At 28.0% G+C, this 21,759-nt stretch carries 19 protein-coding genes and 1 pseudogene; 2 read left to right on the plus strand and 18 right to left on the minus strand.

The features are described from left to right. Nucleotides 1-87 precede the first annotated feature (87 nt). From I4V63_RS13150 to I4V63_RS13190, 9 genes and pseudogenes are all read right to left on the minus strand, one after another. Nucleotides 88-1,314, minus strand: a complete 1,227-nt coding sequence (locus I4V63_RS13150; RefSeq protein WP_196001702.1) for an FAD-dependent oxidoreductase — start codon at nt 1,312-1,314, stop codon at nt 88-90. Next, the gene (locus I4V63_RS13155) at nt 1,314-1,721 is read right to left on the minus strand and encodes a 4Fe-4S dicluster domain-containing protein (protein WP_196001703.1); all 408 of its coding nucleotides are present in this window, start codon (nt 1,719-1,721) and stop codon (nt 1,314-1,316) included. The genes I4V63_RS13150 and I4V63_RS13155 overlap by 1 nt, the downstream gene beginning before the upstream one ends. Before the next feature lie 13 nt (nt 1,722-1,734). Continuing rightward, nucleotides 1,735-3,822 (minus strand): annotated as a pseudogene (locus I4V63_RS13160) (molybdopterin oxidoreductase family protein). Between the two features lie 324 nt (nt 3,823-4,146). Beyond that, nucleotides 4,147-5,013: an SDR family oxidoreductase gene (locus I4V63_RS13165; RefSeq protein WP_196001704.1), complete on the minus strand. Its 867-nt coding sequence runs from the start codon at nt 5,011-5,013 to the stop codon at nt 4,147-4,149. Nucleotides 5,014-5,160: 147 nt separating this feature from the next. Then, complete coding sequence (locus I4V63_RS13170) at nt 5,161-5,724, minus strand: hypothetical protein (protein WP_196001705.1); 564 nt, start codon at nt 5,722-5,724, stop codon at nt 5,161-5,163. Nucleotides 5,725-5,742: 18 nt separating this feature from the next. Next, nucleotides 5,743-5,922, minus strand: coding sequence for a (2Fe-2S)-binding protein (locus I4V63_RS13175; protein WP_196001706.1), 180 nt, complete (start codon nt 5,920-5,922; stop codon nt 5,743-5,745). A gap of 155 nt (nt 5,923-6,077) precedes the next feature. Next, nucleotides 6,078-6,908, minus strand: a complete 831-nt coding sequence (nudC, locus tag I4V63_RS13180; RefSeq protein ID WP_196001707.1) for an NAD(+) diphosphatase — start codon at nt 6,906-6,908, stop codon at nt 6,078-6,080. Between the two features lie 13 nt (nt 6,909-6,921). Further along, complete coding sequence (locus I4V63_RS13185) at nt 6,922-8,877, minus strand: TetM/TetW/TetO/TetS family tetracycline resistance ribosomal protection protein (RefSeq protein ID WP_196001708.1); 1,956 nt, start codon at nt 8,875-8,877, stop codon at nt 6,922-6,924. Nucleotides 8,878-9,021: 144 nt separating this feature from the next. Next, complete coding sequence (locus I4V63_RS13190; protein WP_196001709.1) at nt 9,022-9,588, minus strand: zinc dependent phospholipase C family protein; 567 nt, start codon at nt 9,586-9,588, stop codon at nt 9,022-9,024. A gap of 259 nt (nt 9,589-9,847) precedes the next feature. On the opposite strand from I4V63_RS13190, the gene uvsE reads away from it, so the two are divergent. Then, nucleotides 9,848-10,810, plus strand: coding sequence for a UV DNA damage repair endonuclease UvsE (uvsE, locus tag I4V63_RS13195; protein ID WP_196001710.1), 963 nt, complete (start codon nt 9,848-9,850; stop codon nt 10,808-10,810). Nucleotides 10,811-11,498: 688 nt separating this feature from the next. Here the strand turns inward: uvsE and I4V63_RS13200 are convergent. The 3 genes from I4V63_RS13200 to I4V63_RS13210 all read right to left on the minus strand — a co-directional run bounded on the left by I4V63_RS13200 (nt 11,499) and on the right by I4V63_RS13210 (nt 13,636). Further along, nucleotides 11,499-12,890: a PH domain-containing protein gene (locus I4V63_RS13200; protein ID WP_196001711.1), complete on the minus strand. Its 1,392-nt coding sequence runs from the start codon at nt 12,888-12,890 to the stop codon at nt 11,499-11,501. 2 nt (nt 12,891-12,892) lie between these two features. Continuing rightward, nucleotides 12,893-13,291: a GntR family transcriptional regulator gene (locus I4V63_RS13205; protein ID WP_196001712.1), complete on the minus strand. Its 399-nt coding sequence runs from the start codon at nt 13,289-13,291 to the stop codon at nt 12,893-12,895. A 207-nt stretch (nt 13,292-13,498) separates the two neighbouring features. Next, entirely contained in the window at nt 13,499-13,636 is a 138-nt protein-coding gene (locus I4V63_RS13210) for a hypothetical protein (RefSeq protein WP_196001713.1), read from the minus strand. 209 nt (nt 13,637-13,845) lie between these two features. Between I4V63_RS13210 and I4V63_RS13215 the strand changes: the two genes are divergently transcribed. After that, entirely contained in the window at nt 13,846-15,222 is a 1,377-nt protein-coding gene (locus tag I4V63_RS13215) for a GntP family permease (protein ID WP_196001714.1), read from the plus strand. Between the two features lie 51 nt (nt 15,223-15,273). On the opposite strand, the gene I4V63_RS13220 is transcribed toward I4V63_RS13215, so the two are convergent. From I4V63_RS13220 to I4V63_RS13245, 6 genes are all read right to left on the minus strand, one after another. Continuing rightward, nucleotides 15,274-16,149: a carbohydrate ABC transporter permease gene (locus I4V63_RS13220; RefSeq protein WP_196001715.1), complete on the minus strand. Its 876-nt coding sequence runs from the start codon at nt 16,147-16,149 to the stop codon at nt 15,274-15,276. Then, nucleotides 16,149-16,991 carry a sugar ABC transporter permease gene (locus tag I4V63_RS13225; protein WP_196001716.1) on the minus strand — a complete coding sequence of 281 codons (843 nt, stop codon included), beginning with the start codon at nt 16,989-16,991 and terminating at the stop codon, nt 16,149-16,151. The genes I4V63_RS13220 and I4V63_RS13225 overlap by 1 nt, the downstream gene beginning before the upstream one ends. A gap of 87 nt (nt 16,992-17,078) precedes the next feature. Further along, nucleotides 17,079-18,461 carry an ABC transporter substrate-binding protein gene (locus tag I4V63_RS13230; protein WP_196001717.1) on the minus strand — a complete coding sequence of 461 codons (1,383 nt, stop codon included), beginning with the start codon at nt 18,459-18,461 and terminating at the stop codon, nt 17,079-17,081. 408 nt (nt 18,462-18,869) lie between these two features. Next, nucleotides 18,870-20,345 carry a cobyric acid synthase gene (locus I4V63_RS13235; protein ID WP_196001718.1) on the minus strand — a complete coding sequence of 492 codons (1,476 nt, stop codon included), beginning with the start codon at nt 20,343-20,345 and terminating at the stop codon, nt 18,870-18,872. Continuing rightward, a complete protein-coding gene (locus I4V63_RS13240; RefSeq protein ID WP_196001719.1) occupies nt 20,338-21,000 on the minus strand; it encodes a diphthine--ammonia ligase in 663 nt (220 codons plus the stop codon). The genes I4V63_RS13235 and I4V63_RS13240 overlap by 8 nt, the downstream gene beginning before the upstream one ends. A 3-nt stretch (nt 21,001-21,003) precedes the next feature. After that, on the minus strand, nt 21,004-21,759 hold the full coding sequence (locus I4V63_RS13245; RefSeq protein WP_196001720.1) for an ABC transporter ATP-binding protein: 756 nt from the start codon (nt 21,757-21,759) through the stop codon (nt 21,004-21,006).

Consider the following 21,759-nt stretch of genomic DNA (forward strand, 5'->3'; position numbering starts at 1 on the left):
TTAAAATTTGGAGACTTACTTAGGAAACTCACTCCTCACATGCGTTCGGAGGAGTAAGTTCGAGCAACCAAATTAAAATTTGGGCTCTTACTTATAACTAAACTCAAAGTTTTTTTCTATATTAAAGAAATCAGCATAATCTATATCAAATAAACTCTTTGTAACTTTTGATACATCTATATCTTCCTTAATAAGCTGAGTTAAAACTCCAGCATAAGAAAGGTCTCCTTGAATTATTGCACCATAGATTTTTCCATCTTTATGGATTATCTTTTTATAGTTATTATCTTCAACTTTAGTTTCAACTATATAAGTTTCATCAGCTGGTTCTACCATACCAAGAGACATTGTAGCTATACCTACAAAGTTCATTGTATTTTTACTTCCAAAGAAATCAGTCATTATCATTTCTTTTCCTAACATATTATGTGCTGCTATTATACCTTCTTTAACAGCTGTTGGCCATATTGGATTTCTTCCCGTTACATCTCCAGCTCCATATATATTTTCTATATTAGTTTGCCCTTTTGCATCAATTATTAATCCAAATTTATCACATTCAACATTACTATTTTCCATAAATGCAACATTAGATCTAACACCTGTAGCAACTATTACTAATTCACATGGAACTTCTTCACCAGTATTTAATACTAAAGCTTTTGGATTGTTATTTTCATCTAAAAGTAACTTTTCAGCTTTAACATCTAACTTTAAAGAAACACCTTCTTCAATGAATTTCTTTTCATATACATCTGAAGCATGCTTGTCTAATTGTAATGGAAGTATCTTATTACTCATTTCAACTAAAGAGATATTTAATCCTTGTCCAAGTAATCCACTAACTGCATCTATTCCAACAAGTCCAGCACCTAAAACTACTACATTCTTAATTTTTTTAGCTTGTTCTTTTATTAATATAGCATCATCTAAGTTTCTTAGTCCAACTACATTATTACCTTCTCTAAGTCCTGGTACTGGAGGTATAAATGCAGATGCTCCACTACAGACTAATAATTTATCATAACTTAAAGTCTCACCATTTGATAGTTCTAAAGTTTGTTCTTTATCATTTAATGCTTTAACTTCTAAACCTTTCATCCAAGTAATATTGTTTTCTTCAAAGAACTCTTTACCTGTAAAGTTTAAAGCATCTACATCTCTATGATTTGAAATGTAATGATGAAGTATGCATCTTGAATATACATTTTCATCTTTAGATATTAATACTATTTCAGCATTTTTATCTAATTCTCTTAAAGTTTTAGCTCCACTTATACCTGCTGCAGAGGCTCCTATAACTACATATCTCATTATTCAGTTACCTCCTCTAAAGTAATTGCTCCCATAGGACATTTAGCTACACATTGTGCTGTTCCATGTTGCTTACATGCATCACATTTCATTATTTCTTTATGCATTCTGCTATCAGCTTTTAATACTCCATAAGGACATGCCATTATACACATGTAACAACTAGCACAGTGATCTTTATTATATTCCACTAATCCAGTTTCTTTATTCTTACTCATAGCGCCTGTCATACAAGTATAAACACATTCTGGTCTATCACAATGTCTACAGAATATTGGGGCATATTTACCTTTACTATCTATTGTTATTCTACTTCTTGTATCCTCTGACTCGTGAGCTACAATACATGCTGTTGTACAAGTTAAACAGCCAACACATTTATCTCTATCTATCTTAATTCTTTTCATCTTTAGTCACCCTCTATTTTTTAATGATATTTACTGCAACTGTTTTAAATGATGGTTCCTTTGAATATGGATCATAAACTGAAGGAGTAAGTGCATTTGTTTCAATATAGTGAATTGGTGCATATAAATGATCCTTCTTCACATGATCAGATATCTTTATAGTAAAGTCTTTAGTTACTCCATTTTGAGAAGCTATTGAAACTCTTTCATTTTCTTCTATATTTAATTCTTTTGCTAACTCTGGATGCATAAATGCATATGATTCCTTAGAGTAAATTCTTTCTGACTCAGCAATTTCTCTTGATCTAACTTGAGTATGCCATTGCCCTACTGTTCCTCTTCCTGAGTTAAATATATATGGGAATTCTGCACTTGTTTGTGTTGGGTTTTCTGCTATATCTTCAAAATGGAATTTAGCCTTCTTTGATGGAGTATAGTAATTACCATCTTCATATAATCTTCTTTCATCTTCCACTAAAGTTTCTCCAGCTCTAAATGGCCATTGAACTCCTCTTGAACCTTCCATATTTGGTCCTTCTAACATTTCATAAGTTACACCTGTAATATCACAAGGCATTCCCTTAGAACATTTCTTTAATAATTCAAATGTAGATCTTGGAGTTTCCCATCCTTTTAATAAATCTCCCATTCCAAGTTCCTTACCAATGTTATAGAAGATTTCGAAATCTGATAATTCCCCTTCTTCTTTTTCAATTACAGGATTAACCTTTTATAATCTTCTTTCAGTATTTATTAATACACCTTCTTTTTTAATTGCTGGAACAGAAGGTAAGTATAAATCACAAAGCTTAGCACTATCAGTATCTTCATATATATCTTGAACTACTAAGAAATCTAAATTTTTAACGCACTTTTCAAATTCTTCATTATTTGCCCATGAATGTCTTGGGTTTGTACAAATTACCCATAACCCCTTAATTTCCCCTGCAATTGCTTTTTCAATTATTGCATTGTAAGGAATTGTTGGTTTTGTAGCAAGTACACTTTCATCTACACCTAAAGCTTCAGCAACTGCTTTTCTACGTACTGGATTATCGAAATCTCCACCACCATAAAGTCCTGCCGTATTACTAAATGCTCTTGAACCCATAGCATTACATTGTCCAGTTAAAGAGTTTGCACCTGTACCTGGTCTACCCATGTTTCCTGTTATTAATGCTAAATTAATTATAGATTGAGCTGTTCTAACTGCTTGGTAACCTTGGTTAACTCCCATTGTCCACCAGAATGAAACTCTTTCTCCTGCATGAATAATTTCAGCTAATTCTAAAACTCTTTCCGCACTTATTCCTGTTTCAGCTTCAACTTTATCTAAAGTAAATTTAGCTACATGATTCTTGAAATCTTCATATCCTTCTGTATGATTCTCTATGTAATCAACATCAATATATCCTTTTTCTATTAAAACATTAGCTAAAGTATACATTAATACTAAGTCAGCCTTTGGTTTAATATCTATCCATATATCAGAATTCATAGCTGTTTCTGATTTTCTTGGATCTATTGTTATTATTTTAGCTTCTTTATTTTCTCTAATTCTTCCCCAGAATACTGGATGAGCTATAACTGGATTTGCTCCAATTAAAATTATTGTATCTGAAAGTTCTGCATCATTTAATGTATATGGTGGAGCATCAAATCCAAAACTTTGTTTATGAGCAACTACTGATGTAGCCATACATAATCTTGTATTACCATCACCATTAATACCCATATAATTTCTTCCTACATGCCCTAATAAAGCCATATCTTCTGTTGGCATTTGTCCTGTACTAATGAAAGCAACACTTTCTTTACCGTATTTTTCTTGAATGCTTGTCATTTTTTTAGCAAATGTTTTAAAGCCTTCTTCCCATGAAATTTCTTTCATTTCTCCATTTTCATCTCTTAAAAGTGGGCTTTTTCTTGCTTTAATTTTTGTTTGTTGCTTATCTAAGTTTAATCCTTTTATACAACAAAAACCTTTATTTACAGGGTAATCAACAGTAGGAGAAACCTTAGCTATCTTACCATTTTCTACATAAAAATCTACATTACATGCTAATGCACATAAATTACATGTTGATTGAATCTTCTTCATATTACTCCCATCTCCAATTCATGATTTTAATAAACTCTATATTCAGTATTATTTCAGATTCATTTTATCACTAAAGGTTATATGCAACTGTGACTATAATCACAAATTGTACGTTTTATTGTCATTTATTTAACAATATTATTAGTAAAATCTCTTTTTTTATTTAATAAAAGTAAAAATAAGCTATTAGATTTTTCAAAAATAACCTAATAGCTTATTTAAAATATTATACTAATTCAATTTGACTAATAAAATATTCATCGTCATTTTTATTTGATATCTTTTCAATTCCAAATCCAGTTATTCCATTAAGTTAATGCAAATTTAACTATTTACTATTTCTCCACCGTTTATGTGAATAGTTTGACCAGTAATATACGATGCTGCCTCTGAAGCTAGAAATACATATGCACCTGCACATTCAACAGGTTGCCCAGCCCTCCCCATAGGAGTATTAGATCCAAATTGAGGAATTTCTCCTTTTTCAAAACTTGATGGAATAAGCGGTGTCCATATAGGTCCTGGAGCTACTGCATTTACTCTTATACCACTTTTATTCTTTGCTAATGATGTTGATAAAGATCTTGTTAATGTTACAATTGCCCCCTTAGTCATTGAATAATCTATAAGCTTTTCATTTCCGGCAAAAGCTGTAACTGAAGATGTATTTATAATACATGCACCTGATTTCATATGCTTTAATGCTTCCCTTGACATATAAAAAGTTCCATAAATATTAGTTTTCATAGTTTTATCAAATTGATCATCTGAAATTTGTTTGAAATCTTTACATTCATATTGAACTGCTGCATTATTTACTAATATATCTATTTTCCCATATTCATTAATTACTTTTTCTACTACAGAAGTACAAAAAGCTACATCTGAAATATCTCCTGAATAAATACTACATTTCCTTCCTGTAGCTTCTATTAAATTTTTAGTATCTTCAGCATCTTTCTTTTCATTGTAATAAACTATAGTAATATCAGCTCCTTGATATGCATAAGCAATAGCTACCGCTCTCCCTATTCCACTATCCCCACCAGTTATTATTGCAACTTTATCTTTTAGTAGATCTCCACTTTTTATATACTTTTCATCATAGTATATAGGTAATGGATTCATTTCACATTCAAACCCCGGGTGAATATTTTGATGTTGTGCCGGAAAATTTGTTGGAAAGTTCATATAATCACTCCTTTAAAAATCATTGTCATACTTTATTATTAGTTACTTTCCAACTTATAATTCTTTTTTATAAAAATCTTATATATTAATTTCATTTTATAAAAAAAAGAAATTGCCAAAGCAATTTCCTTTAATTTCATCCCTATATTAATGGAATACTTTATCATATACTATTGAATCTTTAAATCCAAATGTCATTTTTCCATTTTTCTCAAAAACTTCACTTACATACAACTTACCATGTTCTATTCTTTCTTTTAATGTAAAAATAGTACTATTTCCTAAATCACTTATACTTTCTCCATAAAAAGATCCATTTTTCTCTTTATAAATCATAGGGTTAAAATTTTCAGATTTAACTAAACTAGTATAATCCATAATTAGAGAAACATTGTCACTTCTAAATTCTTCTTTAGATATTCCTTCTGGTAATTCATAAGAAGTTAATGTCACATTATTTTCTTTATCTAACGTAAATAAAAATAAATGTGGTAATATATTCTTACCTCTTTCAGTTTCATAATAACTTTCTTCTATTACAAAATACCCCTGAAAATTTTGGGGCAAATTTCTAATTTTGTGATTACATACCGCATTTATATGCTTAGCTTTAGGATGTATAATCTTTCCTTTATCTTCTTCACCTTTTATTTGTGCCTCGTTATTAAATTTACCACACAAATTTTTGATAAAAGATTCTAATCTACTCATATCTCCTCCCTAAACTGTTTATTTTTTTAATAATTCATCAACAACAGCTTTAGCTTCGGCTAAGCAAGAACCGCATCCTTTTCCACAATTAGTTGCACTTTGAACCTTTTCAAAAGTATCTGCTCCATTTTCTATTGCTCTTTCAATATCTTCAACAGAAACATTAAAACAATAACAAATTTTTTTAGCTTTATCCATATATATTCCTCCATAATATTGCTATTTATGCATATAACTATAGTTATATGTATATTTATAGTTTTAACATACATGAAATCTTTATACTCACTTATTAATTTACTCATAAAAAAGCTTGTTATTATTCTTTATTTATTAACTACGTTAATAATTAATTATTTGCATAATATTGAATCAATTATTCTTCTTGCTATTGTTGTTTTATCTGGTAATATAGGAAGGTTATCTTTGCTATACCAGTCTGCATGAAGTATTTCATCTCCATCAACCTTAATTTCTCCACTTTCATATTCAGCAGTAAATCCAATCATTATAGAATTAGGATATGGCCAAGGTTGACTATCAAAATACTTAATATTTTTTACTTTTATATTAACCTCTTCTAATATTTCACGTTTTACACACTCTTCTAATGTTTCATTTACATCTACAAATCCTGCAATAGTACTATGTAATCCATCAGGAAAGTTTTTGTTATTTGCTAATAATATTTTATCCCCCTTAGTAATCCCTACTATAATTGCAGGGCAAACCTTAGGATAGCATGTATATCCACAACTCTTACACTTCATTGCAAATTCATTATTAGCAAACTCATTTTTTCCACCACATATTCCACAATATTTATTTGTCTTATGAAAATGAATTATCTGAGCAGCCTTTCCAGCTACTGATATACTTTCCTTATCAATAATTGCAGCACTTTCCCTTAATGTAATAAACTTTAATTCTCCAGATACCTTCACTGCAGAATTAATTTCACCACAAAAACACTGTGTATCTTTTAGCTTTCCAAGATGATACTTTATTTCTAATCCATCTATTAATTTCTTTATATCTTTAAATGTAGGAATGCTAGTCTTTCCCATATCCTCTTTAACTAAAATCATTTTATCTTGAAATAAAAACCATAAATCCTCCTCTTTATTTCCTTCTTGAAATAAGGGATTTGATACAAATTTCATATAATCATCAGTGTTAATCATATTTCCTCCAATCTTATTCTTCTACTATTTCACAATGCATATATTTCTCAGCCTCATCCCAAGGCACAATAAATCCTTGACCCTTAGAGCAAAATACTGAGTTTGAAGAATACTCTATATCTGCATTTTTATTATATCCTATTTTTCCCATAACCTCATCAGTATTATGACATATATCATATCCATCAAATATTAAGCTTATATTACCTTTTCCCTTAGTGAAAGCAATAAGCTCCATGCCATAATCCATAAATGTTGCTACTGGTCCTCTTCCCGTTACCCTGACTTTATTTAAATTAGTTTCAGGTGCATTAAATTCACCACTTAATTTTTGTATATCTGATAAAACTCTTCCCATATAATCTAATTCTACATCTATTGTAAATCTATAAAATGGTTCTAATAATAAATTTTCAGCCTTTTCTAATCCTTGTCTTAACGCCCTATATGTTGCCTCTCTAAAATCTCCACCTTCTGTATGTTTATTATGGGCTCTTCCAGTTAAAAGTGTAACTTTAATATCTGTAATATCGGAACCTGTTAATAATCCATGATGATTTCTTTCAAAGATATGAGTTTTAATTAAATTTTGCTGTCCTGTTGTTAAGTCATCAGCATGACACTTATTTTCGAATATAATACCAGTCCCCCTTGGCTGGGCTTCAAGTTTTAAATGTACTTCTGCATAATGCTTTAATGGTTCAAAATGGCCATAACCTTTTACTATATTTCTTATAGTTTCTTTGTACATTATTTCACAAGGTCCAAAATCTACTTTTAAATTAAATCTTTCATTTACAATTTCTTTTAAAACTTCTAATTGTATCTTACCCATAATATGCACTTGAATTTCCTTATGTGTCTCATTCCACAACACATTTAATGCAGGGTCTTCAGCTTCTAATATTTTAAAATACTTTAAAACTTCTTTTTCATTATAAGATTCATCATATATAACTTTAGACATTAAAGTTGGAATCATATTAAACTTTATATCATTATTAAAAATACCTATTCCATCTCCTGCATTTACTTCTGATAAACCTGTTACTGCAAAAATATCCCCTGCTTCAACTTCATTTACATTTATAAACTTATTTCCATTATAAATTCTAATACTACTTATCTTTTCTTTTACATTTGTATTTTCTTTAGAAATTTCTATTTCATCCCTTACTTTTAGTTTGCCACTTAATGCTTTAATAAATGTAATTCTAGTTCCATTACTATCATAGCGTATTTTGTTTACTACACCTGAAAATTCATCACTTGAATCATAATTAGTAAATGTTAACTTATCTAATACATTTAAAAATTCATTTACTCCTTCATCTTGAAGAGCAGATCCACTAAAACATGGATATATTTTATTTTCTTTTATTAAATCCCTTAATTTATTTACCCATAATTTTTTTTCATATTCATCATTTAAATATTTTTCTAAAAGAAGTTCATCTTTTTCAGCTATAAATTCTATTGTTTCTTCATCCATATCTTCTAAGTTTCTTATAAAGCAAACATCATTAGAAAGATTTTTATTTATTTCTTGTAATACTCTTTCTAATTCAGCACCAGTTCTATCTAATTTATTTATAAAGAAAAGTGTAGGAACCTTATACTTGCTTAGCAAATTCCAAACTGTTTCAGTATGCCCTTGTACCCCTTCAACTGCACTTACTATAATAATTGCATAATCCATTATTCTTATAGCTCTTTCCATTTCACAAGAAAAATCTATATGTCCTGGTGTATCTATTAAATAATATGTTGAGTCAGCTATCTCAAAGACTGCTTGATCTGAAAATACTGTAATCCCTCTCTTTTTTTCTATATCATGACTATCTAAAAAAGAATTTTTATGATCTACTCTTCCTCTTGTTTTTATACTTTTTGTATGATAAAGAACTTGCTCTGAAAATGTAGTTTTTCCAGCATCTACATGAGCTAGTACTCCTATTGTTTTCCTCATATAATCTCCTTTGCTAATTATGTGAAAATTTATATTTATAATTATATCATCTTAAGTATTTTTTGCTATTTTAAATGTATTTTAATTATAAAAAAGCACATTAAAAGCAATTTTAATTACCTCTAATGTGCATAATTCACCTTATTAAATATATGATTCTGATATCTTTACAAAATATTTTTGTGTTAAATATAACAACTGACAAGTGGTTTTAATTGTAAAATAAACATCATTCAAACAATCTTCTTCTAAATCAAGATATTCTTTTCTATTAATTTTTAATTCATCTAAATAATCTCTTGATTCGTTAATATTATTTAATATTTTATTAAAATTTTCATCATTTTCCTTTAATGCTTTTTTTAATGTTCTGTGCAATAATAATTCATATACGAAATGATCTTTCATATCCTTTCCGTAATATTCTTCTAAATGATATTTACAAAAGCAATCTGCTATATAGTGAGCAATTCTACCTACAATAAAAGATACTTCATTAATATCAAGGTCATTATTTTCAATGTATTTTTTATATTCAAGCATCTTGTCTTTTGAAACACTATATGTGTGTTTAATCTTATTTTTTCTTTTGTGTAGGTCTGGTTCTATACATCCAAGTAAGAATCTCTTTTTATCTAAATTTAAATTATATTTTTCGTTACAAATTTTATAACAATATGAGCCAATGGCTAAATGTGTGTTTATTAACATAAGAGTTCTCCCCCTATCAGGAATTAATATTATATATAATCCCGATAATATTATTATACATCATAAATCCAAATTGTGATTGTAAATTTTTTGTTTTTATTCTGGCTGCCATGTAATATTTTATAAGTCTCAACCAATATTATCTATGTAAATAAATATTACATTTAAATATTTATGATTAATTTCTTAACATATGACTATTTTATTTTGCACATAATAAATAAAAATTATTAATTACCTTAATTATTGGAGGCTAATTATGAAAATTAGATTAGGATATGTTGCAATTTCAAAGAAATTAGGAAAAAAGGTTACTTCTTCTAGTACCGTAACATTTTCAAATTATAACAAAATTATTCTTCCATCAAAAAAATTAGAAAAATTACAAACCGTTGCTGCATCAAACTTACATGATTTAGAAAAAATAATAAAATATAATATTGAAAACAACATTCACTTTTATAGAATTACATCAGCACTAATCCCATTAGTAACTCATCCTGAAGTTGGATATTGGGGCCATAGAGAATTTTTAAAGCAGGATTTTGAATATGTAGGAAAGCTTATAAATGAATCTAATATGAGGATCGATACACATCCTGATGAATTTAATGTAATAAATAGTATTAATCCCAAAGTAGTGGAAAATACTAAAATAAACTTGCTTCGTCAAGCAGAATGGTTTGAAGATTTTAAATATGATCTCGGTAAAATGGTAATGCATATTGGAGGGGCAACAAATGGAAAAGAAGCAGGTTTAGAACGTTTTATTACTAATTTTGCTACCTTCCCCAAAGAAGTTAAATCAAAGATAATTATTGAAAATGACGATAAAACATATACAGCACGCGAAACCTTAAATTTGTGTAATGAATTAAATTTACCTATGGTTTTAGATATTCATCATCATAATTGTAATAATGATAATGATAATATATATGACTTAATTCCTAAAATATTTGCTACTTGGAAAAATGAAAAGCTTCCCCCTAAACTTCACTTTTCTTCTCCTAAAAATGGAGAAAATGATAGAAAACATGCTGATTATATTAATCCTAATGATTTTATTAATTTTCTAGAAAATATAAAGGAATTTAATACTGATATTGATATTATGCTTGAATGTAAAGAAAAAGATTTAGCGCTTTTTAAACTTGCCAGTGATATAAAGGATTTAAAACCTGAATACAAATGGGTCGATGAAAGTACTTTTCTTGTATAAATATATGAAAAATGGTATATAATAAAATATGGTGTAAAACATACTGCAATATATTTTACACCATACAACTTTAGTTAATTCGACATATAGCATTTAAAAATTTAGTAGCAACCCCTTAATGGATTAGCTACTATTTCTTATTTTTAGGACAAACCTTATATTATATAAAAGCTCTCCTTTATTTTTCCGAGCAAGTTCACTACATAAATATAATCCTAATCCCGAACTACTTACTTCTTTTGATAAGTCTTCAAAAGTGTTATATTTAATAAAAGGTTCTAATAGCTTTTCTCTTATATTTTCCGGGAAATTAGTACATTCATTACTTATTGTAAAAACTATATTTTTTCATCCTTATATAAATCAATATTTATAGTTTCCCCAATACTGTATTTTAAAGCGTTATCAATTAAGTTTACAGCAATAGATTCAATATCTTCTAGTACTGAATTATATTGATATTTCTTGACTGGAGTTTCTACTCCATCAAATGATTTAACTCCCTAAACACTCTTTATCTTATCCTCTAATACAACACTTTCTTTACCCCCTATCATACTTAAATATAAAACCGCTACTAATATTATATTTATTGATTTTTTCATAAAACAAAACCTAATATATTATTCAATTATATAATACATAGGAATTTTTACATAGTAATACTTAATTGTTACAAAGTTCTTAACTATTTTTCTAATGCTTTTTCTACCTCATCATAATATCTTAATGTTTCATCATTGCTCTTACTATTAAAGAAAATATATCTACCATCTTTTAACTTAATGCTAATACAATTAGGATTTTCAAAGTAAAGATATAATTTACACTTTCCATAACCATCTATACTAAAATTACCAAGATTATATGTTGATGCCCCTACCCCATTTGTTCTTATTCCTGAAGGTAGCTTATCTATCATTGTTACCTCTTCAATATCATCAACACTAACCTCTATTCCATAAGTTGGTGCCTTTATTTTTACAACATTATCACTTACATTTAAAGTAAAAGTAGCATGGTCCATTACAACTAAATTTCCTACTATACCTACTATAAGTATTCCAGCAAATATTAAACTTCCATAATAAATTCGTCTTCCCTTTTTAGTACCTAAATTATAAGTTATCCCATAGCCTGTCCTATCTTCAACCGTTACACTTCTATCATTAGGATTATTATATACACCTTTGCTCCAAAACTCATCATTATCAGTATAAATAGGATTTGTACAAGTATTTATTATTTTTCCTTGTTCTTCTTTTATTTTATTATTTATATAAAATATGCCAAAAAGAATAATGCTTGAAGGTATTATTACTGATAAAAGAAATAATATCATACTATTGTTATTATTTAAGAAAAGTGAAAACATAAATAACATACCAATACTTTGGATTGTAGCAGCTATTATAGTTCCCATCGTCCATGTTCTTTTAAATACTGTATTATATGCTATATTAGCATTTGTATCTTCACTTATAACTTCTGTTTTCCCCTTAGAATATATTTTGTACATAACTAAGAAAATTATATTACCTATTAATGCATTACTAGCTGCAATTCCAAGTGAAACTCCATACTCTTTTATATTATTAAACACAATTATTATTGGAAATAATGAGATTATAAAACTTGGAATAAACCAAAGAACAGATACTGGCATTTTATCTTTTAAACGAGTAACTTCCGTGTCTATAGTTACTAATCTTTTACTTGGTAATAACCAATTATTTTCTCGTTTTAAATCCATTAACCTTTTATTATATTTAATAAATAAACTTCTAGTAAAAATATATACTCCAATTAACCATAAAAAAAAGTATAATATTTGATTTGAATTATACTTAAAGAAAAAAGATGGACTAAATAAAATAGCTGCAATAATAAAACCTATTATATTTACTTTCTTAAACTCTTTTACTATATCTAATACTTTTTCATTTTTAAGTTCTAAAAATGGAATAGTTACTCCAATTAAAATATTTTTATCTCCCTTGATCATATATTTACAATTAAAATACATTGATAACAAAACAACTACAGGTATACTCGCCCAAATAACATTAAAAATCCCCATCTTTACCCCTCATTCCATACGATATTTAAGCCATTCATATTTTTGTAAATATCTTCACACATTTTCATAAATTCTTTATATTCAATTCCCTTTATACCTGATTCAGCAATTATAAGTTCTAGTTCCTCTTCTAACTTTTCCTTAAATTCTTTGCTTACATCTAATGATGGACTAACCTTAGCTCCATGACGTCTATCTATCTCTATATATCCTTCATTTTTTAATATTGTATATGCCTTATTAACAGTCATATTATTAACACCTATATCTTCCGCCATTTGCCTAACGGTTGGTAGACCTTCACCTTTTTTTAATTCTCCTCTTCCAATTCCCAGTACAATTTCATTTCTTAATTGTACATAAATAGGAATATTGCTAGTCATATCTAATTTAATAATCATAATTTTTCCTCTTTGTATAGTTTGTATTATTAATTGTAATACAAACTATACAAATAAACAATATTAAATTAAAAAAATTTATCTGATGACTAACTGTTATAACACTCGCTCTAACAATGGGCACCCCCATATATAACATATTCTTAGCTTCTAAATAAAAAAAGCAACATTAATTAAGTTATAAAACAAATTAATGTTGCTTAAAAATTATTTTTTTAATACTAATCCTTTACTTCTGATACATGTACACTCTCTTGCTTCTTCAGTATGTAAACATTGATACTTTATTTTTTTAGGAGCCTCTATCTCAACTTGTTTTTTTTCTTTTAAATCCTTTTTATTCATTTCTCTTCTCCTTTTCTCTATAATTCAAATTCTAAATTTTAATTTAGGTAATTGAACTTACCCTACGAATAAATGTAAGTAGCGAGTTTTCTTTATATAAATAATTATTTACTAATTTATTTTTTATTATATAATAATTACTATCTATTAATATTTATTATATAATACTTCTTTTAATAAGTACATATAATATAATTAGCAAAAAACAAATGATAAGTTTAATTGGTTTAATAGTTTCATTATCTCTAATTATGTATTTAGCATATAAGGGATATTCAACAATTATAACTGCTCCCATTATAGGGTTATTAACTATTTTAATTTCTATTGGTCTTAATGGTCATTTAATGGCTAATTATACTGAAGTTTATATGAGTGGATTTGCTGGATTTGTAAAAAGCTATTTTCCACTATTTTTAACAGGTGCAATTTTTGCAAAGTTAATGGATGAAGCTGGATATGGTAGATCTATTGCAGCATTTATAACAAGTAAATTGGGTAAAGATAAAGCAATCCTTGCAATTGTTTTATCTGGTGCTTTTTTAACTTATGGCGGAGTATCTCTTTTTGTTGTTGCATTTATTTTATATCCTCTAGCAAATATTTTATTTAAGGAAGCTGATATTCCTAAAAGGCTTATACCAGGAACCATAGCACTAGGGGCATTCACCTTTACAATGACTGCTATGCCTGGTTCACCTGAAATACAAAATGTAATTCCTATGAGTTATTTTGGAACAGATACTTTTGCAGCACCTCTCCTTGGAATAATAGCAAGTATAATAATGTTTACTTTAGGTATGCTATGGCTTACAAGAAGAGTTAAAAAAGCAAAAATCAACGGTGAAGGATATGGTAATTATACTGATACTCACAAAATTGATTCAAATGAAAACTTACCTAATATTATTTTATCAACACTTCCCATATTAATTATATTCATAACTAATTTTACTTTATCTAAATTTTATTTTCCTAATACTGATGGAAGTTATTTAGATAAATATGGTGTTACTTTAGATAAGGTATGTGGTACATGGAGTGTAATAATTTCAATTGTTATAGCAATTATATATATCATTTTACTTAATTTTAAGAAATTTAAAAATTTAAATACTTCTCTTAATGAAGGAGTAAAGAATTCATTTTTACCGTTACTTAACTCAAGTGCAATAGTTGGATACGGCAGTATAATAAAAGCATTACCAATTTTCACAACAATTCAAACTAGTATAATGAATATTTCTTCTAATCCAATTATTTCTGAAGCAATATCAGTAAATGTAATTTGTGGACTTACTGCTTCTGCTTCTGGTGGATTAGGTATAAGTTTATCTGCTCTTGCACCAACATTTATAGAAATGAGTCAAAATTTATCAATTTCCCCGGAAATATTACACAGAATAGCATCTTTATCTTCTGGAGGGTTAGATACTCTACCTCATAATGGTGCTGTTATAACCACACTTGCAATTTGTGGCTTAACACATAAGCAAAGTTATAAGGATATATTTGTTACTTCAGTTGTCATTCCAATATTAACAACTGTAATAATAGTTATATTAGTATTTCTAATATTTATATAGTATAAAAGAACTCAAGAATACTCTTGAGTTCTTTTATACTAATGATATTTTTTATCCCTTAACAGCTCCTGCTGCAATACCTTCAATTATGTGTTTTTGACATGTTAAGTAGAAAATTATAATTGGTATAATTGCAAGTACTAGTATAGCCATCATTGCTCCCATATCAACAGCACCATAACCACCACGTAAATATTGTACTGCTATTGGAATAGTCTTATATTCTGTTCCTAACAATAAATATGGCAATAAGTAGTCATTCCATATCCACATTACATTTAATATAGCTATTGTAATTGCGATAGGTTTTAATAGTGGTAAAACAATTAAAAAGAATGTTTTTACCGGCGAGCATCCATCAATCATTGCGGCTTCTTCTATATCTATTGGAATTGATTTAACAAATCCACTGAACATAAAGACGGATAACCCTGATCCAAATCCTAAATATATTATTATTATACCAAGAGGATTATCTAAGCTTAACATATTTGCTACTTTACTCATTGGAAACATAACCATTTGGAAAGGCACTATCATAGATAATACAAATAAATAATATAAACAACTTGTAAATTTTGATTTTACTCTTGTAATATACCAAGCTGTCATTGATGTAAATAATATAATTACAACTGTTGATCCAACAGTTATAAATAAAGAATATCCAAAAGCTGAAATAAAGCCAGTCTTATCTATACCATTAACATAGTTCGCAAGCCCTGAAAAAGTTGTTGAATTTGGTAAAGCAAATGGCGATCTACTAATATATAATTTACCCTTAAATGAATTATATAAAACTATGAAGATCGGTGCTAAAAATACAATAGAGAATATAATTAATATTAAATATAAAAGTACATTGTTCTTTTTCTTAGGTTCATACTTTAAATTAAGTTTTGTATCATTTTTTAATTTAGCTTCCATTAATTTTCAACCTCCTTCTTTCTAGTTATACTTAATTGAAGTAACATTATTACTGCTACAATTAAGAAGAAGATTACTGCTTTAGCTTGACCAACACCTTCCCATCCTACTCTTCCATAGAATGTCTTATAAATATCTAATGCAAGCATTGCTGTTTTATTACCTGGTGCACCATCAGTCAATGCTAAGTTTTGGTCAAACAATTTAAATGCATTTGACATTGTTAAGAAAAGACAAATAGTAATTGATGGCATAACTAGCGGTATAGTTATCTTTCTTAATGTCATCCATTTAGAAGCACCATCAATTTTAGCACTTTCCATAAGTTCACCTGGTATGTTTTGTATACCTGCAATATATATTATCATCATGTATCCTATTTGTTGCCAATTTAGTAAGATAACTAATCCCCAAAATCCATACTTAGGATCCATGGTTAAATTTACACCAAAATAATTTAATATTCCATTAATAATAATTAACCATATATAACCTAAAACTATACCACCTATAAGATTAGGCATAAAGAAAACAGTTCTAAATATATTAGTTCCTTTTAATTTTCTAGTTAAAAGATATGCAAGTGCAAAAGCACATACATTTACAGTTATAACTGATACAACAACAAATTTAGTTGTAAAAATTAATGCATTCATAAATTCTGGTGTAGAAAATACTTTTTTATAGTTATCTAATCCTACAAATGTTGCATTAGTAACAGTAGTAAATTTAGTAAATGATAAGTAAATCCCCATTATAAATGGAACTAAAAAAGCTATACCAAAAGCTACTAATGTAGGTAATGCGAATAACCAGAAATACTTCTTTAACCCTTTTTGCATAGTCTCATCCCCCTTTAATTTTTGTACTTAATATCCTATTACTCTTTAATAAAGGCAGCACATATTATATGCTGCCTTATTTAAAAATTACTGAGCTTTTTCAGCTTTCCAAGAATCCTTAACGGTATTAACTACATAATCCCAATCTTGAGTACCTTGTACATATTCTAATAAAGCACCTGCAAATGTATCTTTAAAGTTTTGGCTTGGGAATGCTTGGAATATCCAAGGAACAGTATTTAGAGTATCTTTACTCATCCAATTTAAAACTTCCTTAGATAATGGATCTGCTGGCTTTTCATCATCATCAAATGTATCAAATGGAGCTATAAATCCTAAATCTCCTGAAACATAAGCTTTTCCAGTATCACTTGTAAATAACCAATTTATAAAATCAATTGATGCTTGTTGCTTTTCTTCTGAAACTTGACTATTTATTGCTAAATAGTTTTCAGTACCAATACAAAGCCCTTGATTTTCTTCTCCATCAACACCAGTATATATAGGCATAAACTTAATATTTTCTTCTTTAACTGTATTACCATCAATATCGCTAATTTGTGCCCAAGCCCAATTACCATTTTGAACCATAGCACAATCACCTAATGCAAATTCAGCCATTGCATCATCAACACTCTTATTACCTAATACACCTTTTTCTGAAACTGAGTTATTAGTATACAAGTCATATATATTTTTAAAGTTATTATTATACTTAAAATCAATTTCCTTGGCATCTAATCCTGTTTGAAGAACATCTCCATTTTCCCCAGCATCATCTTTAAATTCATAATATAGTGGTAAATCAGCTAAATGAGTTTCCCATCTCCACGCATTACCTGATGCCATTGAAGTAGATGCAAACACACCTTGAATTCCTAATTCATCTTTATTTGCTTCCATATCTTCTACAACAGCCTTCAATTTATCAAAATTATTAATGTCATCTATAGATGTAACATCAGTTGCCTTATTTGATAAAGCAAAATACTTTTGCATTATTTCATCATTATAAATGATTCCATATCCCTCAACGGCATAAGGAATACCATAAACACCATCACCATCTGTTACTGCTAAAGTTTTATCAAGTAAATGACTATATATTTCTGTATCTTTTAGATCTAAACAATAGTCTTTCCAAGATTGATATCCAACTGGTCCATTAATTTGGAATATTGTTGGAGCATCTTTCTTTGCAATTTCAGATTTTAACGTTTGTTCATAAGTACCACTAGCTGCAGTTTCAACTTTTACCTTTACTCCAGTTTCAGCTTCATAATCTTCAGCTATCTTTTTATATACATCTGCAATTTCTGGTTTGAAATTTAAGAAATAAATTTCCTCTCCTGCTGATTTAGAATCACTTGTAGCATCACCAGTACTGTCCCCCTTACTTCCACATCCTACAAATGCACTTGCAACCAATGTTGTTGCAACAGCAATAGCTAATAGTTTTTTAATCTTCATAAACTTCCCTCTCCCCTTAAACATACTTTATATATAAATGACCTACAGATTTACTGTAAATCTTTACATAGCATTTTAAAAAATATATTCTGATTTGAAATTGGAATGGTTGCTGGTACCGTTTCCTATTTGTAATAAAAAAATTTCTTTAAAAGTTTTTTATTACTTTAAATCATCTTATATTTTTATTCTACTGCAAATTTTTGTTTAATTCAATTCATTTTTCCTTTTTTTACTTTTTTTATTAATCCACTCTTTTTTCATGTAACTAATTTGAATTATTAATAAATAATTTTCCAAATTTTAACTGTTTCGTATTTATTTTAACATTTACATGGTTGTTTGTTTTGTAAATTTTCATAAATAAAGAGTAATTTTAATTTAAACTTTAAAACTACTCTTTATTTATTATCTATTAAATATTCTATTTAAATTTATATTTTCCTCAAAAAGTTTTGCTAATTCATCATATTGATTTAATTTATACTTTTTATAATCAATTAACTCTTTATCTAGAATATTAATGCCTTTATTTACTGTTAGTGAGTTTATAAATGTTCTAAGGAAAATTCCTTCATCAAAAATTCCATGCAAGTAGGTGCCAAAAACATTTTCTTTAAATAGACCTAATATATCCCCATCTTTATTTTCAATAAACACTTCGCTTTTTTCTTTAACATTACTAACTCCATTATGTATTTCATAACCTGATACAGTTATTCCAACACATTCTGATAATGAATTACAAATGTTTTTTATATATCCAGTAGTTTGCTTAGTTGTTTTTTCTTTATTAAAAATAGTATCAACGCTTAAAAAACCAAAACCTTTCTCAGCTGTAATCTCTCCCTCTACACCTTCACTATCTATGATATTTTCTCCTAACATTTGATACCCTCCACAAATGCCCAATATCATTGTTCCCTTGTTTTTAAGTTCAATAATTTTATTAAAAATCCCATTTTTCTTAATTACTTTTAAATCATTAATCGTATTTTTACTTCCTGGAATAATTACTAAATCTGGATCATTAATATCATTTATATTTTCTACATATCTGACACTAACACCATCTAAGATTTCTAAACTATTAAAATCAGTAAAATTAGACATATGTGGTAACCTTATAACTACTATATCTAAGTCTTCTATTTTATTATTTCTTATTCTTTCAGTAACACTATCTTCATCTTCAATATCTAATTTAAAATAAGGTAATACTCCTAATACAGGTATATTAATTATTTCTTCTAACTGCCTCATTGCATCTTTAAAATAATCAACATTTCCCCTAAATTTATTAATAATAACACCCTTAACTCTTTTTCTTTCACTTTCTTCAAGTAACATTAAGGTTCCAACTACAGAAGCAAATACTCCACCTCTATCAATATCTGCTACTAAAATCACATCTGAATCAGATGCTTTTGCCATAGACATATTAGCTATATCTGTTTCTCTTAGATTTATTTCAGCACAGCTTCCAGAGCCCTCTAATATCATAACCTCATAATCTCTTGAGAAATTTTCAAAAGTCTCTTTTACTATTTTCTTCAACTCTTTATTTAATTCCTTATATTTATAAGAATCCATCATAGAATGAACTTTACCATTTACAATTACTTGGGTTTTATTATTTCCACTTGGCTTTAATAAAACGGGGTTCATATAAGCCATAGGTTTTAACCCACAAGCCTCTGCTTGTACAACCTGTGCCCTCCCCATTTCTAAGCCATCCTCAGTTACATATGAGTTCAAGGATATATTTAATGCTTTAAATGGAGCTACTTTAAAACCTTTATTTTTATAATATCTACATAAAGCTGTTGCTACTGTACTTTTTCCTACACCAGAAGCTGTTCCTAAAACCATTATCTTATTCATTTTTACTTTCCTTTACATCTAAAAAACCATGTGTTTCATTTTTTATAATATTAGAATGTTCAAATTTTATTGGATACTTAAATATAGGACCATCATATACAAAAGTATGATATTCTCCATTTTCTCCACAAGCATCAGAGCCTGTTTCTTTTATATCTTTAACTACTTCTTTTGTTAAAACTTTACCCAGAAAATCTTCCCCCATACATTTAAGCTTTACATTTTTTATAACTGTTTTAAATCCATTGTCTATAAATTCATATACTAATTCTTCTCTATTTTCTTGCCATAGTGGAAAAATTGCTTCTATCCCAGCTTCATCACATCTTGCAGTACACCATTCTCTATGTAGTTCTAAATCTATATCCCCAAAAACACAAGAATCTATTTTAAACTTCTCCTTAGCTTTCAATAATTCTTCAGTAAATTTAATTTCGTAATCATCACCTTTTGTTTCTGCTAATATTAACGGTATATTTAATGATTTAGCAACATCCTCTATTAACTCTCTAGGGACTCCATGAAACCAGGACCTATCCTCATCCTTTTTAACAGTTACAAGTAATCCTGCTGGAATATTTCCTCCCTTTATCATTCTATACAATGCTAAAGTACTATCCTTTCCACAACTATATGACATCACAAACTTTTTCATATACTACCTCCACTTTTTTAAAACCTCAAGCATAAACCCTTTTACATCAATTCCATAAACTTTTTTCAGATTTTCTTCAGTTAATACCTCTTTAGGATTTCCTGAACTTATAATTTCTCCATCATTCATCATTACTACTTTTTCACCAAATGCTTGAACTAAATTTAAATCATGTAATACCGCAACAATAATTTTATTATTTTTCTTAGTCCATTTGTTTAAATAATCTAATATTTCTATTTGGCATTTTAAATCTAAATGATTTGTAGGTTCATCTAAAAGAATTATATCTGGATCTTGCGCAAAAGCCCTAGCTAAATATACTCTTTGAAGTTGTCCTCCTGATAATTCACTTATAAGTTTATCCTTAATATCAATTAAACCTACATTTTCGATACTTTTTAGAATTATTTCCTCATCCTCTTTATTTATCTTTGAAAATACTCCTTTTAAATGAGCATATCTCCCTAAAGATACTGTTTCATAAACTGTATATGGAAAGTATATGTTACTAGCTTGTGACATTAATGCAACGTTTTTTGCTAAATCTTTTCTATTTAATTTACTTATTTCTTTAGAATCTAATGTTATATTTCCTTTATACTCTAATAAATTTGCTATTGACTTTAAAAGTGTACTTTTCCCACAACCATTAGGTCCAACTATGCAAAGACTTTTTCCTCTCTCAACACTAAAACTTACCCCTTTAACAATTTCTTTATTATCATATCCACATCTAACTTTATTAACTTCTAGCAT

Source organism: Clostridium sp. 1001271B_151109_B4, assembly GCF_015670405.1.
Taxonomy (GTDB): Bacteria; Bacillota; Clostridia; order Clostridiales; family Clostridiaceae; genus Clostridium.